Source organism: Paracoccus xiamenensis, assembly GCF_011308835.1.
Lineage (GTDB): Bacteria > Pseudomonadota > Alphaproteobacteria > Rhodobacterales > Rhodobacteraceae > Paracoccus > Paracoccus xiamenensis.
Genome location: NZ_JAAOHY010000003.1, coordinates 149,768 through 164,161 on the forward strand (window position 1 = coordinate 149,768; position 14,394 = coordinate 164,161).

The window sequence follows — 14,394 nt, forward strand, 5'->3', positions numbered from 1 at the left end:
GAACGCAGTGCTGGCCCGTGCGTGTCATGCCGAGGTGTCGGCCGATCCGCCGGGTGCGGGAAAGCCTGCGCCCGGCGCGCGGCAGCGCCGCGCCCGCGATCATCTGGCGGGCCGGTTGGCCGCATCGCGCGCCTTGCGGGCGCTGACCGGCCACGCACCCGAAATTGGGCGAGGAACGGACGGCGCACCGATGTGGCCTGCAGATGTGGTCGGCGCGATCAGCCATTCGGGTGGTCGCGCGGTCGCACTGGTGGGCAGCGCATCGGATCACGCCGGGTTAGGGATCGACCTAGAAACCATCGCGCCGCACGACGGGATCGCAGCGCTTGTGCTTGGCCCTGACGAGATGGCGCGGTTGGGGGCGGTGCCGGACGCGCCGACGCTCACACTGGCCTTTTCAGCCAAGGAATCACTGTTCAAGGCACTGTATCCGCGTGTCGGGCGGATCTTCGGCTTCGATGCTGCTGCACTTCTGTCCATCGGCGAAGGCACGGGTCAGATGCGCCTGCGCCACGCGCTCGGCCCTTGGGCGGCGGGCGCGATCTTTCGCTTTCGCTGGACCGAGACGGACGGCCAGGTGTTGACCGCCCTGTCCGCGCCGGCGCTGCCTCAGGCCCGCAGCGTCGCGCCGCCATCGACGTAAAGGTCCGCCATGGTGACGTGGCCCGCCTGATCGGACAGCAGGAACATCGCCGCCTGCGCGATATCCTGCGGCGTCGCCAGCTTGCCCAGAGGAATGCCGGTGCGGAACTGCGCCGCATCACCGGCAATCACCTCGGCCGCGCCGGCCTGCGGATCGGCCCACATCCCCGTCTGCATCGGCGTGAGCGTGGAGCCCGGCGCCACCAGATTGCAGCGGATCCCTTCGGTTGCCAGTTCCAGCCCGGCGGCTCGGGTCAGCATGGCGGCAGCAGCTTTCGACGCCCCGTAGGCGCCGATCCCCAGCCTCGGCACCCCGCCAGCATTGGAGCCGATAACCACGATCGCCCCGCGCCGCTGCGGCCGCATGGCCTGCCCGAAAGACTGAAGCATGTTCAGCGTGCCGCCGGCATTGATGTCGATCAGGCGCTGCCATTCCTCGGCCGCCATCTCCAGCACCGGCGTCACGGCGAGAATGCCTGCCGCGTGGACGCCCAGCGACAGCGGGCCGTGCAGCGATGCGGCCTCGGCCGCCAGCTCAGCGGCGCGGGCGGCGTCGCGGACATCGAGCCCGCGCCAGACGACGCCCTCGGGGCCTACATCCATGGCTGCCAGCGCGGCTTCGGTATCGGTGGCCATGACGCGGGCGCCGGCAGCGACCAGTTCCGCCACCAGCGCCCGACCAATCCCGCCCGCCGCGCCGGTCACGAAGGCGCTGGCGCCGTCAAATCCGGTCAGCCTCATGCCGGCGTCCCACGGATCACCTGCAACAGCGCATCCGTTCCCAGCGGCACCCCGCAGCATGCCGCAATCCAGTCCATCGCCATATCCTGACGGGCGCGGTCGAAATCGGCCTGTGCGTCAAAGACCGGGAAGGGCTGGATGTCGCGCTGAAACGCCTCGACTGCGGTGGCGAGGCAGCCGATATGCGCGTAGATCCCGGTAATCACCAGTTGATCGCGACCGCGCGCGCGCATCAACTCGGCCAGGTTCGAGCGCTGAAACGCACTGTAGCGATGCTTGACCAGCACCTCGTCATCGGGCTGCGGGGTCAGTGCCGGCACGATCTCTTCGTGTTCGGGGATGGCGCGCATGCCCGGCCCCCAAAGATCGGCCTGAAGCCCGCGATCAGGCCGGAACTGGTTGCCCTTCTGGGCGGTGTAGAAGACCGGAATGCCGGCCGCCCGCGCCGCCCCGGCAATCGCGGCGATGTTGCGGATCACCTGCCCCAGCGGCAAGTCACCGTCACCGTAAGGGGCGCAGAAATAGCGCTGCATGTCATGGATCAGCAGCGCCATCCGCGCCGGTTCGGGCTGCCATGGCGCGCGCGGGGCGGCGATCTCGGCGGCGAGGGGCAAGGGATAGGCGGGGATGGTCGGAAGGGCCATTCGTTCCTCAGAATTCGCAGGAGGCGGGGGGCATGCCGGAATCGCCGGGCAGGCCCAGAACTTGCAGCATGGCGCCGAATTTTGCGCCGGTCTCGGCGGCCTCGGCGGCGGGATCAGATCCGGGAACGATGCCCGCGCCTGCGTAAAGCCGCGCATAGGGGCCGCAGATATCGGCGCAGCGTATGGCAACGTACCAGCTGCCATCACCCTGCGCGCCGAGGTCACACCAGCCGACGGCGCCGGCATAGAACTGGCGGTCGACGGGTTCCAGTTGCTGGATCAGCCCGGCGGCGCGGGCACAGGGCAGACCGCAGACCGGGGGGGTCGGATGCAGCATCCCCGCCAGCAGGACCGAGGGGGTTTCAGGGTCGCGCAGCACCCCTTCGATCCGGGTGCCAAGGTGCCACATGCTGCGGGTGCTGGTGATGGTCGTGCCCTCGGGACAGCCAAGATCGCGGCACAGCGGGGTCAGCGTATCAAGGATATATTCAACGACGATCGCATGTTCGCGCCGGTCCTTGTCCGAGGCCGCAAGCCCCTCGCGCGCCGCCCGGTCCTGTTCGGGGTCGGCCATGCGCCGCGCCGATCCGGCCAGCGGATGCGAAGAAATGCGCGCACCAGCCTTGTCGATCAGCAGCTCGGGCGTGGCGCCGATCAGCGCGCGGCCGGTCCATGCGCCATGTCGAGGATCGTCGGGCAGCATCACCCGGAATGCGGTGACGGTCTGGTCCTGCGCGATGCGGCGAAAGATGTCGTCCTGCGGGATCGGGCTGTCGGCCTCGACCGCGAGAGTGCGCGCCAGAACCACCTTCGACAGCGCTGCCGCATCGCGGTCCATCAACCGCAGGGCATGTGCGACCGACGCGGCGTAAAGCGTGGGCGAGGGCTCTGCCCGCATGTCGCGAAAGCCCGGCCCGCGCGGCGGCGCGACAGCGCGGGGCGGAGTGCGGCGGCTGACCTTGCGCGCCTGCCACAGGTAATCGTCGTCCTGCCGGCTGAAGGGCAGCGCGCCACCGATAACGCCCCGCCCGCCGCCTGCGCGTATCGCCCCCAGCCGGTCTGCCAGCGTATCGGCAGGCCCCCGCGGTACCGGCTGTGCAGCCCCGCCGCCGTGGATCTGGCCATGAGGGCCGGTAAAGGAAAATATCATTGGCTCACTGTGCTGCGCACAGGTCATGTCATCAAAATACTGGGTCATGGAATCTCGCGACCGCTTCCGCCCTTGGCGTCGGCTTGCGCCGAAAGTTGCAGGGAAAAGGTCGCGAGGCGGGCAAAATTCCCTGCCGAGGCTGCCGATAACAGCGTCATCTTATGCGACTGGGGTAAAGTCAACGGGTGGACAATCCGGTCGGCCGAACGGCGCCGATAAGGCGCAACAATCAGGCTCTGGCCTGCCCTGTCGCAACTGCCCAAGGATGCGGCAGCACAGCCCAGGAAGTCGGCCGGTGCAAATTTTACCAATTGATAAAAATCGAACCCGTGGCATGCTGATCCCAGCCACCGCATAACGGGAGCCAGAATCGTGACCAACTCGCCTCTGACACCAGGACTTGCCGCCGCGCGATTGCCTGCGGACACCATCCTTGCAGGTTTCGCCAATTACGACCCCGCCCTGCAGCCGCACGAGGCCGCCGTCGCCGCAGACCGCTGTTATTTCTGTTATGATGCGCCCTGCGTGACCGCCTGCCCGACCGGCATCGACATTCCCCTGTTCATCCGCCAGATCGCCACCGGCACCCCGGAAGCGGCGGCAGAGACGATCCTGTCGTCGAACATTCTGGGCGGCATGTGCGCCCGCGTCTGCCCCACCGAAACCCTGTGTGAGGGCGCCTGCGTCCGTGAAACCGCCGAAGGTAAGCCGGTCGAGATCGGCCGCCTGCAACGTTATGCCACCGATGTGGCCATGCAGGCCCCGCAACCCTTCGCGCGTGCTGCGGCTACCGGCAAGCGGGTGGCAGTGGTCGGCGCCGGCCCGGCGGGGCTGGCGGCCGCGCATCGGCTGGCCATGCTGGGCCATGACGTAACCATCATCGAGGCACGCCCCAAGCCCGGCGGGCTGAACGAATTCGGCATCGCCGCCTATAAGGCCACCGAACAATTCGCCGCGCGCGAGATCGATTGGCTGCTGGGGATCGGCGGCATCACGCTGGAATGCGGCAAGGCACTTGGCCGCAATGTGACGCTGACAGATCTGCGCGACAGTTTCGATGCCGTCTTTCTGGGCATCGGCCTGGGGGGTGTGAACGATGCCGGGCTCGGCCCCGCGAACGGGGTTCTGCGCGATGCGGTCGATTTCATCGCCGAGCTACGCCAGACCACCGATCTGGCCAGCCTGCCTGTCGGTCGCGACGTGGTCGTCATCGGCGGCGGAATGACGGCGGTGGATGCCGCCGTCCAGTCGCGCCTGCTGGGGGCCGAAAACGTCACCATCGTCTATCGGCGCGGGCAGGACCGGATGTCTGCCTCGGGCTATGAACAGGTCCACGCGACTGCCTCGGGCGTGCGGATCCGCACCAACGCCGCGCCGGTGGCGCTGCACAAGAACGGATCGGCGGCCGAAATCGAGTTCGCCTATACCGAAGACGGCCCCGCAGGCTTGCAGCACCTGGCCGAGACGTTCCGACTGCGCGCCGATCAGGTTCTATCGGCCATCGGCCAACGGCTGGCGGTCATGCCCGACGGGCTGGTCGTGGCGGGTGGCAAGCTGGCCGTAACTGGTCCCGGACGCAGCGCGCTGCCGGGCGTCTGGGCAGGCGGCGACTGCACCGAGGCGGGCGAGGATCTGACCGTCAGCGCCGTGGCACAGGGCCGCGACGCCGCCGAAGACATGCACATCTACCTGATGGGAGGGGAAAATGGCTGACCTGCGTTCGAATTTCGTGGGGATCAAGTCCCCGAACCCGTTCTGGCTGGCCTCTGCCCCGCCCACCGACAAGGAATATAACGTCCGCCGCGCTTACGAAGCCGGTTGGGGTGGTGTGGTCTGGAAGACGCTCGGCGCCGAAGGTCCGCCGGTGGTGAACGTCAACGGCCCGCGTTACGGCGTCGTCCATGGCGCTGACCGCCGGGTGCTTGGGCTAAACAATATCGAACTTATCACCGACCGCCCGCTGGAGGTGAACCTGCGCGAGATCAAGCAGGTCAAGCGCGACTGGCCCGACCGCGCGCTTGTTATCAGCCTGATGGTGCCTTGCGAGGAAGAAAGCTGGAAATCCATCCTCGCCGCTATCGAAGACACCGGCGCCGACGGGGTCGAGCTCAACTTCGGCTGCCCCCACGGGATGAGCGAGCGCGGCATGGGCAGCGCCGTCGGTCAGGTGCCGGAATATATCGAGATGGTGACGCGTTGGGTGAAGCAATACAGCCGCATGCCCTGCATCGTAAAGCTGACACCAAACATTACCGATGTACGCAAGCCCGCCGAGGCGGCGAAGCGTGGCGGGGCCGATGCGGTCAGCCTGATCAACACGATCAACAGCATTACCTCGGTCGATCTGGACCTTTTCGCGCCTGAACCGACCATTGACGGCAAGGGTGCACATGGCGGCTATTGCGGACCTGCGGTGAAGCCGATCGCGCTGAACATGGTCGCGGAAATCGCGCGTTCAGCCGAAACGCGGGGCCTGCCGATCAGCGGCATCGGCGGCGTGACGACATGGCGCGACGCGGCAGAGTTTCTGGCGCTCGGGGCAGGCAATGTGCAGGTCTGCACGGCGGCGATGACCTACGGCTTCAAGGTCGTGCAGGAAATGATCTCGGGCCTCGGCCAGTACCTTGATGAAAAGGAGATCACGCTGAACGATCTGATCGGGCGGGCAGTGCCGAATGTCACCGACTGGCAATATCTGAACCTCAATTACGTCACCAAGGCGCAGATCGATCAGGACATGTGTATCAAATGCGGCCGCTGCTATGCCGCCTGCGAGGATACCAGTCATCAGGCCATCGCCATGCTGCCGGGCCGCGTGTTCGAGGTGAAGGATGACGAATGCGTCGCCTGCAACCTGTGCGTAGATGTCTGCCCGGTCGAGGATTGCATCACCATGCGCGAACTGCCCTTGGGCGAGGTCGACCCGCGCACCGGCAGCAAGGTCGCGGCCTTCGCGAACTGGACCACGCATCCCAACAACCCGCTGGCCAAGGCCGCCGAATGACGGAAGGGCCGCGATCAGGGGGTCAGCATGCGCCGGAACAGCGTTTCCGCAAAGCTCTGCCCCTCGGCAATCGGGTCGCGGCCGTCGCCCAGCACAGCCTGCACCTGAGGGGCAAAATCGGCGTAATGCTGGGTCAGCGCCCAGATCGAGAAGATCAGGTGATGGGGATCACTTGGCGCCAGCCGCCCCGCCGCCATCCATCCCGCGATCAGCGCTGCTTTTTCATCGACCAGTTCGCGCAACGGACCATGCAGAACCTCGTGGATATGGGGGGCGCCGCGCAGCACCTCGCCGGCGAACAGCCGACTTTCGCGGGCATGGCTGCGGCTCATCGCCAGCTTGGCGCGGATATAGGCCAGCATTTCGGCAACCGGCTCTCCGCCGGGGTCGATGGCACGCAAGGGGTCCAGCCACTCCTCCAGCGCGGATCCCAGAAGCGCCAGATACACCGCCTCTTTCGAGGGGAAGTAATACAGCAGGTTCGGCTTCGACAGCGCCGCCGCCTCGGCGATCTGGTCCAGCGTCGCGCCGCGGAACCCCTCGGTCGAAAACACGTCCAAAGCCGCGGCCAGGATTGCCTTCGTATTACGCTTTCGGATGCGACTTGGCGGGGCTGCTGCAGTCATCTGGCCGGGAATGTTGACATGTATCCTCGCGCAGTTAGCGTGAATATGCGGGCAAGGTCAAAGCCCTGACCGCCAAGGACAGAGAGGACCGGATGGAAGGCTACAATATCAGGATCGACGGCGCACGGCTGTGGGACAGCCTGATGGAGATGGCGAAGATCGGCCCCGGCGTGGCGGGCGGCAATAACCGCCAGACCCTGACCGATGCCGATGCCGAAGGCCGCCGCTTGTTCAAAAGCTGGTGCGAAGATGCGGGCATGACCATGTCCGTCGACCGCATGGGCAACATGTTCATGCGCCACGAAGGCACCGAGGCGGACGCCGACCCGGTCTATATCGGCAGTCATCTGGATACCCAGCCGACGGGCGGCAAATATGACGGCGTGCTGGGCGTTTTGTCGGGTTTGGAGGTCATCCGCGCCATCCGCGACATGGGCCTGAAGACCCGGCGCCCCATCGTCGTCACCAACTGGACGAATGAGGAAGGCACGCGCTTTGCGCCCGCCATGCTGGCCTCCGGTGTCTACGCCGGCGTGCATGACGAGGATTTCGCCAACACCCGCGAGGATGCGGATGGCCAGAAATTCGGCGATGAACTGGACCGCATCGGCTGGCGCGGCGAGGAACCCGTTGGTGGTCGCCCCATGCATGCGATGTTCGAATATCACATCGAACAGGGCCCTATTCTAGAGGCAGAGGGCAAGCAGATCGGCGTCGTCACCCACGGGCAGGGCCTGTGGTGGTTGCAGGTCACGCTGACCGGGAAGGATGCGCATACGGGCAGCACGCCCATGAACATGCGGGTGAATGCGGGCCTCGGCATGGCGCGGATCATCGAGATGGTGCATCGGGTGGCGATGGATCACCAGCCGGATGCCGTGGGTGCGATAGGACAGGCCAATGTCTATCCGAACAGCCGCAACGTGATCCCCGGCAAGGCGGTGTTCACCATCGACATCCGCTCACCCCAGCTTGAGAAACTGAATGCCATGCGCGCCGAGATCGAGGCGCAAGCCCCGCAGATCGCCGCTGAATTGGGTCTTGGCATCGAGACCGAGCCGGTCGGCCATTTCGACCCGGTCACCTTCGATGAAGGGCTGGTGAATATGGTGCGCGGTGCTGCCGAACATCTGGGTTATTCCCACATGAACATCGTCAGTGGCGCGGGCCACGACGCCTGCTGGATCAACCGCGTTGCGCCGACCGTGATGATCATGTGCCCCTGCGTGGATGGGTTGTCCCATAACGAGGCTGAGGAGATCAGCCCGGAATGGGCATCCGCGGGGGCCGATGTGCTGCTGCATGCGGTGCTGGAAGCGGCAGAGGTGGTGCGGTGAGTCTTGAGAAAAAGCTAAACACGTCGCTGGAGGGTCTCTATCGAAGGACGCTGAAAGAGGCGAGGTATAATGGAAGTTACTTCCTCAAGATGCTGCATGAGCGAGGCGGCCTGGCAGCAGCCAAGGCACTGATTAACAAGACCGATCCTTCTGAGGGATTCGCGAGGCTATGGGAAATCGGCAGGCTCGACCTTACCGTCGAGGCATTTGTCCTGGAAAATCCCGAATTCCACTCCTTGTTCACAAGTGAAGAACTTGGAAAAGCACGGAAGCGGCTGACAGATCTCAAGTATACAAGGAAGGCAGACGAGGCATGACCACAGTCATCAAGAACGGAACCATCGTCACCGCCGACTTGACCTATAAGGCGGATGTGCTGGTCGAGGGCGGCAAGATCGCGGCGATTGGCGAGAACCTGTCGGGCAACACCGAACTCGACGCAACCGGTTGTTACATCATGCCGGGCGGGATCGATCCTCATACGCACTTGGAAATGCCTTTCATGGGCACCTATTCCGCCGATGATTTCGAAAGCGGCACCCGCGCGGCGCTGGCGGGGGGAACGACGATGGTGGTGGATTTCGCGCTGCCGTCACCGCAGCAGGGGCTGCTGGACGCCCTGCAGATGTGGGACAACAAATCGGGCCGCGCGCATTGCGACTACAGCTATCACATGGCGATCACATGGTGGGGCGAACAGGTCTTCAATGAGATGGAAGAGGTGGTGAAGCGCGGCATCACCAGCTTCAAGCATTTCATGGCCTACAAGGGCGCGCTGATGGTGAATGATGACGAGCTTTTCGCCAGCTTCCGCCGGGTGGGCGATCTGGGCGGGATTGCTCTGGTTCACGCAGAGAATGGCGATGTGGTGGCGGAACTCTCGGCCCGGCTGCTGGCCGATGGCAATACCGGCCCCGAGGCCCACGCCTACTCCCGCCCGGCGCAGGTCGAGGGCGAGGCCACCAACCGCGCCATCATGGTCGCCGACATGGCTGGCGTGCCGCTCTATGTCGTTCATACCAGCTGCGAGGACAGCCACGAGGCCATCCGCCGCGCACGCCAGCAGGGCAAGCGCGTTTGGGGAGAGCCGCTGATCCAGCACCTGACGCTGGATGAAAGCGAATATTTTAACACGGACTGGGACCATGCCGCGCGGCGCGTCATGTCGCCGCCCTTCCGCAACAAGCTGCATCAGGACAGCCTTTGGGCGGGGCTGCAATCGGGCAGTCTGTCGGTTGTGGCGACGGATCACTGCGCCTTCACCACCGACCAAAAGCGCACCGGCATCGGCGATTTCACCAAGATCCCGAACGGCACCGGCGGGCTGGAGGACCGGATGCCGATGCTGTGGACGCATGGGGTGAATACCGGGCGGCTGACGCCGAATGAATTTGTCGCAGTCACCTCGACCAATATCGCAAAGATCCTGAACATGTATCCGAAGAAGGGCGCCGTGCTGGTGGGCAGCGACGCCGATCTGGTCGTCTGGGACCCCGAGGCGGAAAAGACGATCAGCGCGGGGGCCCAGCAATCTTCTATTGATTACAACGTATTCGAGGGACAGCGCGTCAAGGGCCTGCCGCGTTACACGCTGACCAGAGGCGTCCTTGCCGTGACCGAAGGAAAGGTGGACAGCCGCGAAGGCCATGGCAAATTCGTCGCCCGAGAGCCGCGCGGCACGGTGAACCGGGCGCTGAGCGCGTGGAAGGAACTGACCGCGCCGAGGCCGGTGGAACGGTCTGGAATACCGGCGACGGGGGTCTGAAAATGCCGCCCATGCTTGGGGTTCTGGAAGCCGCGCTCTATGCCGATGATCTCGACGCCGCGCGCGGCTTTTATGGCGATGTGATCGGGCTCGAGTTGGTTACGGCCAAGGAAGGGCGGCATATTTTCTTCCGCTGCGACACGACTGTCGTGCTGATCTTTCGCGCTGAGGCCACCCGCGAGCCACCTGCGCCTGACACCCTGCCAGTGCCACCTCATGGTGCCATTGGGCCGGGGCATCTGTGCTTTTCGGTGCCCATGGCAGCGCTGGATGACTGGGTGGCCCGGCTGACCGGCGCGGGCGTGGCCATCGAAAGCGACTTCTTCTGGCCGAACGGCGCGCGTTCGGTTTATGTCCGCGATCCCGCCGGAAACTCGATAGAATTTGCCTCACCCAAACTATGGGATATGCCGGAATGACCACGCCCTCCGCCGCCGATCCGGTCGTTGAAGCGCGCGGGATCGACCTGACGTTCCAGACTGCTGATGGCCCGGTCCACGCTCTGAAGGGCGTCGATCTGACCATCAACCGGCGCGATTTTGTCAGCTTCATCGGGCCTTCGGGCTGCGGAAAGACGACTTTGCTGCGGACAATTGCGGCGCTGGAGACGCCGACGGGCGGAAGCTTGACCGTGAATGGGATGACGCCGGATGAGGCGCGGAAGGCGCGGGCTTATGGGTATGTCTTTCAGGCGCCGGGGCTTTATCCGTGGCGGACGATTGCGCAGAATATCTCTCTTCCCCTTGAAATCATGGGATATTCCAAGGCGGATCGGGCCGAACGTGTTGCCCGCGTGCTGGAGCTGGTCGACCTGTCGGGATTTGGCGGGAAATATCCGTGGCAGCTTTCGGGCGGGATGCAGCAAAGGGCCAGTATTGCGCGGGCGTTGTCGTTTGACGCCGACATTCTGCTGATGGATGAACCCTTTGGGGCGCTGGATGAAATCGTGCGCGACAGGTTGAACGAGGCCTTGCTGGACCTTTGGGCGCGGACCGGGAAAACCATTGTATTCGTTACACATTCCATCCCGGAGGCGGTGTATCTTTCGACGAAGATCGTGGTCATGTCGCCACGTCCGGGGCGGATTACGAGGGTCATTGACAGCCCTCTGCCACGGACCCGACCGCTGGAAATCCGCGACTCGTCCGACTTCATCGCCGTCGCGCAAGACGTCCGTGAGGGGCTGCGCGAGGGGCACAGCTATGACTAAGCCGACCCGCCGCACAATGCGTACACCGGGCGTACACCGCGCGTACACACCCTGTAGCTACGCCAATCAGGCGCGGACGGGGGCAATATGACGCTGGCCTCGGCTTCGATTATCCGCCCTGCCCGGTTGGAGGATATGGACGCTTGCGCCGCCATTCACAGCGATTGGATCGACGCGACCGACTGGATGCCGCCGCGCAGCCGGACGACCGAGGAGATGGCGCGGCACTATCGCGAGGGGGCTTTCGTCAAACGCCGCATTCTGGTCGCGGAACTGGACGAGGCAGTCGCGGGCTATCTGTCGGTGGACGCGGCGAGCGAGGAGATTACCGCGCTTTTCGTCGGGCCGCGCGGGGGCGGCATCGGCACCGCGCTGATGCAGGAAGCGCAGGCGGAACATGCGCAGCTTTGGCTGTGGACCTTTCAGCAGAACGACGGTGCACGGCGCTTCTATGCCCGGCAGGGATTTGCCGAGTTGGAGCGAAGCGAGGGCGAGAACGAGGAAGCCCTGCCCGATGTCCGGCTTGGCTGGCGCAGGGGAGAGGCCGCATGAACCGCATCCTGCCGGTGCTGACGGTTCTTCTGGCGATCATCGCGGTCTGGTATGTCGCGGCCTATTTCCTGAACCTCAACTGGGCCAACCAGCAAATTGCGCGCGAGGGGATCGAGCCGACATTTTCCGCACTGTTCCAGAACACCATGGCGCAGGAAAGGCCGGTGCTGCCCGCGCCGCATCAGGTGGCCGTCGGACTGTGGGAGGGGATTGCGGGGCAGAAGATCACCTCGAAACGCAGTCTGGTCTGGCATGGCTGGGTGACGCTTTCGGCGACGCTGGCGGGCTTTGCCATCGGCAGCCTGACCGGGATCTTGCTGGCCGCCGGGATCGTGCATAACCGCGCCATGGACCAGTCGGTGATGCCCTGGGCCATCGCCAGCCAGACGGTGCCGATCCTGGCCATTGCGCCGATGGTGATCGTGGTCATGGCCAGCGTGGGCGTGACCGGGCTGCTGCCCAAGGCGATCATCTCTGCCTGGTTGTCGTTCTTTCCGGTGCTGGTCGGCACGGTGAAGGGGCTGCGCACGCCCGATGCGATGCAACTGGACCTGATGCGGTCGTGGAACGCGTCCGCCAATCAGGTGTTCTGGCGGCTGCGGCTGCCCTCGGCCATGCCCTATCTGTTTGCCAGCCTGAAGGTCGCGATTGCGGCCAGCCTTGTGGGTGCCATCGTGGGCGAGTTGCCTGCGGGGGCGACCGCGGGGCTGGGTGCGCGGCTGCTGTCGGGCAGCTATTACGGGCAGACGGTGCAGATCTGGTCCGCGCTGTTCGCCGCCGCCGCATTGGCCGGGATACTGGTGCTGATCGTCGGCTGGATCGAGCGATTGACGCTGAAACGCATGGGGCTGGCGCGATGATGGCAGCGCTGCCCATTCTGGCGGTCTGGCTGGGGGCATGGGGCCTGAATGCCTGGCTGGCGCGGTTCGACACGCGGGCGACGCGGGTGCTGGTGGCGCTGATCTTTGGCGCATCCATCCTGATCCTGTGGGAGATGATCGTGCGGGCTTACAACGTGCCCTCGGTCATCCTGCCCGCGCCCAGCCAGATCGCCGCCAGCTTTGCCGCGAACACGCGGACGCTGTGGATCGACTTTGTTCAGACCATCCTGAAAGGCGCGCTGTCAGGCTGGCTGATCGGGGCGGCGGCGGCCATCGCCACCGCCATTGCCATCGACCGCAGCCCGTTCCTGCAAAGGGGCCTGCTGCCCATCGGCAACTTCGTCGCGGCCCTGCCGATTGTCGGCATCGCGCCGATTCTGGTCATGTGGTTCGGCTTTGACTGGCAGTCAAAGGCCGCCGTCGTGGTGGTCATGGTGTTCTTTCCGATCCTTGTGAACACCATTGCGGGGCTTGCCGCCACCGACGCCCTGCAACGCGACCTGATCGCCACATGGAGCGCAGGCTATTGGCAGTCGCTTTGGAAGCTGCGCCTGCCCGCCGCCCTGCCCTTCATCTTCAACGGCCTTAAAATTTCCACCACGCTGGCGCTGATCGGCGCTATCGTTGCCGAGTTTTTCGGCAGTCCGACGCGCGGCATGGGGTTTCGCATCTCAACCGCGGTGGGACAGTTGGACATGCCGCTTGTCTGGGCTGAAATTGTCGTGGCCGCACTGGCGGGTTCGGCCTTTTACGGCATCGTCGCGCTGATCGAGGCGCGGCTGACCTTCTGGCATCCAAGCCAGCGGACATAACCGGGGCCATGACCCCACAAACAGGGAGCTAAAGATGAAACATCTTCTGACCGGCCTTGCAGCGGCGCTGTTGCCTGCAACGGCGTTTGCGGCCGATGACGTGACCCTGCAATTGAAATGGGTGACGCAGGCGCAGTTTGCCGGCTATTACGTCGCGCTCGACAAGGGGTTCTATGAGGCGCAGGACCTGAACGTCACCATCAAGCCGGGTGGCCCGGACATTGCGCCGCCGCAGGTGATGGCGGGGGGCGGCGCCGATGTCATGGTCGACTGGATGCCGTCCGCACTTGCCGCGCGCGAAAAGGGGCTGGCGCTGGTAAATATCGCCCAACCCTTCAAGGCTTCGGGGATGATGCTGACTTGCCGCAAGGATAGCGGCGTCGCGACCCCGGAAGATTTCAAGGGCAAGACGCTTGGGGTCTGGTTCGGCGGCAACGAATATCCCTTCCTCAGCTGGATGGGGACGTTGGGCCTGCCGACGGAAGGCGGGGCGGACGGGGTCGAGGTTCTGAAGCAGGGCTTCAACGTCGATCCGCTGCTGCAAAGTCAGGCCGCCTGCATCAGCACCATGACCTATAACGAATATTGGCAGCTGATCGATGCCGGGATGACGCCTGAGGAGTTGCTGACCTTCAAATACGAAGATGAGGGCGTCGCCACGCTGGAAGACGGGCTTTATGTCATGGAGGACAAGCTGGCCGATCCGGCTTTCGTCGAGAAGATGGCCCGCTTCGTCAAGGCCAGCATGGAAGGCTGGAAATATGCCGAGGAGAACCCGGACGAGGCGGCGATGATCGTGCTGGACCATGACGAGACCGGCGCCCAGACCGAGGAGCATCAGAAGCGCATGATGTCCGAGGTTGCAAAGCTGACAGCCGGCTCGGATGGCAGTCTGGATCCGGCCGATTACGACCGCACGGTGAAGATCCTGATGGCCGGCGGCTCGGATCCGGTGATTTCAGCAGAACCCGAGGGCGCGTGGAGCCATGCCGTCACCGACGAGGCGCTGAAGCCCTGACAGGGACCGCGC

The 14,394-nt window shown here is 64.8% G+C and carries 17 protein-coding genes; 12 read left to right on the forward strand and 5 right to left on the reverse strand.

The features are described 5' to 3' along the window. Positions 1 to 7 precede the first annotated feature (7 nt). Positions 8 to 643 carry a 4'-phosphopantetheinyl transferase family protein gene (locus tag G7044_RS09150; protein ID WP_166328159.1) on the forward strand — a complete coding sequence of 212 codons (636 nt, stop codon included), beginning with the start codon at positions 8 to 10 and terminating at the stop codon, positions 641 to 643. On the opposite strand, the gene G7044_RS09155 is transcribed toward G7044_RS09150, so the two are convergent. Genes G7044_RS09155 through G7044_RS09170 form a run of 4 tightly spaced genes read right to left on the reverse strand, consistent with a single transcriptional unit; the run spans position 610 to position 3,557 of the window. After that, positions 610 to 1,383: an SDR family oxidoreductase gene (locus tag G7044_RS09155; protein WP_166328161.1), complete on the reverse strand. Its 774-nt coding sequence runs from the start codon at positions 1,381 to 1,383 to the stop codon at positions 610 to 612. The genes G7044_RS09150 and G7044_RS09155 overlap by 34 nt on opposite strands. Further along, on the reverse strand, positions 1,380 to 2,027 hold the full coding sequence (locus G7044_RS09160; protein ID WP_166328163.1) for an isochorismatase family protein: 648 nt from the start codon (positions 2,025 to 2,027) through the stop codon (positions 1,380 to 1,382). The genes G7044_RS09155 and G7044_RS09160 overlap by 4 nt, the downstream gene beginning before the upstream one ends. Before the next feature lie 7 nt (positions 2,028 to 2,034). Beyond that, on the reverse strand, positions 2,035 to 3,225 hold the full coding sequence (locus G7044_RS09165; RefSeq protein ID WP_166328165.1) for an isochorismate synthase: 1,191 nt from the start codon (positions 3,223 to 3,225) through the stop codon (positions 2,035 to 2,037). After that, the gene (locus G7044_RS09170; RefSeq protein WP_166328167.1) at positions 3,222 to 3,557 is read right to left on the reverse strand and encodes a hypothetical protein; all 336 of its coding nucleotides are present in this window, start codon (positions 3,555 to 3,557) and stop codon (positions 3,222 to 3,224) included. The genes G7044_RS09165 and G7044_RS09170 overlap by 4 nt, the downstream gene beginning before the upstream one ends. On the opposite strand from G7044_RS09170, the gene G7044_RS09175 reads away from it, so the two are divergent. Next, the gene (locus tag G7044_RS09175; RefSeq protein WP_166328169.1) at positions 3,550 to 4,890 is read left to right on the forward strand and encodes an NAD(P)-dependent oxidoreductase; all 1,341 of its coding nucleotides are present in this window, start codon (positions 3,550 to 3,552) and stop codon (positions 4,888 to 4,890) included. The two genes, G7044_RS09170 and G7044_RS09175, sit on opposite strands and share 8 nt — an antisense overlap. Continuing rightward, positions 4,883 to 6,181 carry an NAD-dependent dihydropyrimidine dehydrogenase subunit PreA gene (gene preA / locus G7044_RS09180; RefSeq protein ID WP_166328171.1) on the forward strand — a complete coding sequence of 433 codons (1,299 nt, stop codon included), beginning with the start codon at positions 4,883 to 4,885 and terminating at the stop codon, positions 6,179 to 6,181. The genes G7044_RS09175 and preA overlap by 8 nt, the downstream gene beginning before the upstream one ends. Before the next feature lie 14 nt (positions 6,182 to 6,195). Here the strand turns inward: preA and G7044_RS09185 are convergent, their stop codons facing one another. Continuing rightward, positions 6,196 to 6,807 carry a TetR family transcriptional regulator C-terminal domain-containing protein gene (locus G7044_RS09185; RefSeq protein ID WP_166328173.1) on the reverse strand — a complete coding sequence of 204 codons (612 nt, stop codon included), beginning with the start codon at positions 6,805 to 6,807 and terminating at the stop codon, positions 6,196 to 6,198. 92 nt (positions 6,808 to 6,899) lie between these two features. On the opposite strand from G7044_RS09185, the gene G7044_RS09190 reads away from it, so the two are divergent. From G7044_RS09190 to G7044_RS09230, 9 genes are all read left to right on the forward strand, one after another. After that, complete coding sequence (locus G7044_RS09190; protein ID WP_166328175.1) at positions 6,900 to 8,144, forward strand: Zn-dependent hydrolase; 1,245 nt, start codon at positions 6,900 to 6,902, stop codon at positions 8,142 to 8,144. Continuing rightward, positions 8,141 to 8,461 carry a hypothetical protein gene (locus G7044_RS09195; RefSeq protein WP_166328177.1) on the forward strand — a complete coding sequence of 107 codons (321 nt, stop codon included), beginning with the start codon at positions 8,141 to 8,143 and terminating at the stop codon, positions 8,459 to 8,461. Before G7044_RS09190 ends, G7044_RS09195 begins: the two co-directional genes overlap by 4 nt. Then, entirely contained in the window at positions 8,458 to 9,909 is a 1,452-nt protein-coding gene (hydA, locus tag G7044_RS09200; RefSeq protein ID WP_166328179.1) for a dihydropyrimidinase, read from the forward strand. The genes G7044_RS09195 and hydA overlap by 4 nt, the downstream gene beginning before the upstream one ends. 2 nt (positions 9,910 to 9,911) lie before the next feature. Next, complete coding sequence (locus tag G7044_RS09205; RefSeq protein WP_166328181.1) at positions 9,912 to 10,328, forward strand: VOC family protein; 417 nt, start codon at positions 9,912 to 9,914, stop codon at positions 10,326 to 10,328. Then, positions 10,325 to 11,119: an ABC transporter ATP-binding protein gene (locus tag G7044_RS09210; RefSeq protein WP_166328183.1), complete on the forward strand. Its 795-nt coding sequence runs from the start codon at positions 10,325 to 10,327 to the stop codon at positions 11,117 to 11,119. Before G7044_RS09205 ends, G7044_RS09210 begins: the two co-directional genes overlap by 4 nt. Positions 11,120 to 11,206: 87 nt before the next feature. Then, positions 11,207 to 11,671: a GNAT family N-acetyltransferase gene (locus tag G7044_RS09215; protein WP_166328185.1), complete on the forward strand. Its 465-nt coding sequence runs from the start codon at positions 11,207 to 11,209 to the stop codon at positions 11,669 to 11,671. Further along, complete coding sequence (locus tag G7044_RS09220) at positions 11,668 to 12,531, forward strand: ABC transporter permease (RefSeq protein WP_166328187.1); 864 nt, start codon at positions 11,668 to 11,670, stop codon at positions 12,529 to 12,531. Before G7044_RS09215 ends, G7044_RS09220 begins: the two co-directional genes overlap by 4 nt. Beyond that, positions 12,528 to 13,364: an ABC transporter permease gene (locus G7044_RS09225; protein ID WP_407947396.1), complete on the forward strand. Its 837-nt coding sequence runs from the start codon at positions 12,528 to 12,530 to the stop codon at positions 13,362 to 13,364. Before G7044_RS09220 ends, G7044_RS09225 begins: the two co-directional genes overlap by 4 nt. A 34-nt stretch (positions 13,365 to 13,398) precedes the next feature. Further along, positions 13,399 to 14,382: an ABC transporter substrate-binding protein gene (locus G7044_RS09230; RefSeq protein WP_166328189.1), complete on the forward strand. Its 984-nt coding sequence runs from the start codon at positions 13,399 to 13,401 to the stop codon at positions 14,380 to 14,382. The last annotated feature ends 12 nt before the right edge of the window (positions 14,383 to 14,394 follow it).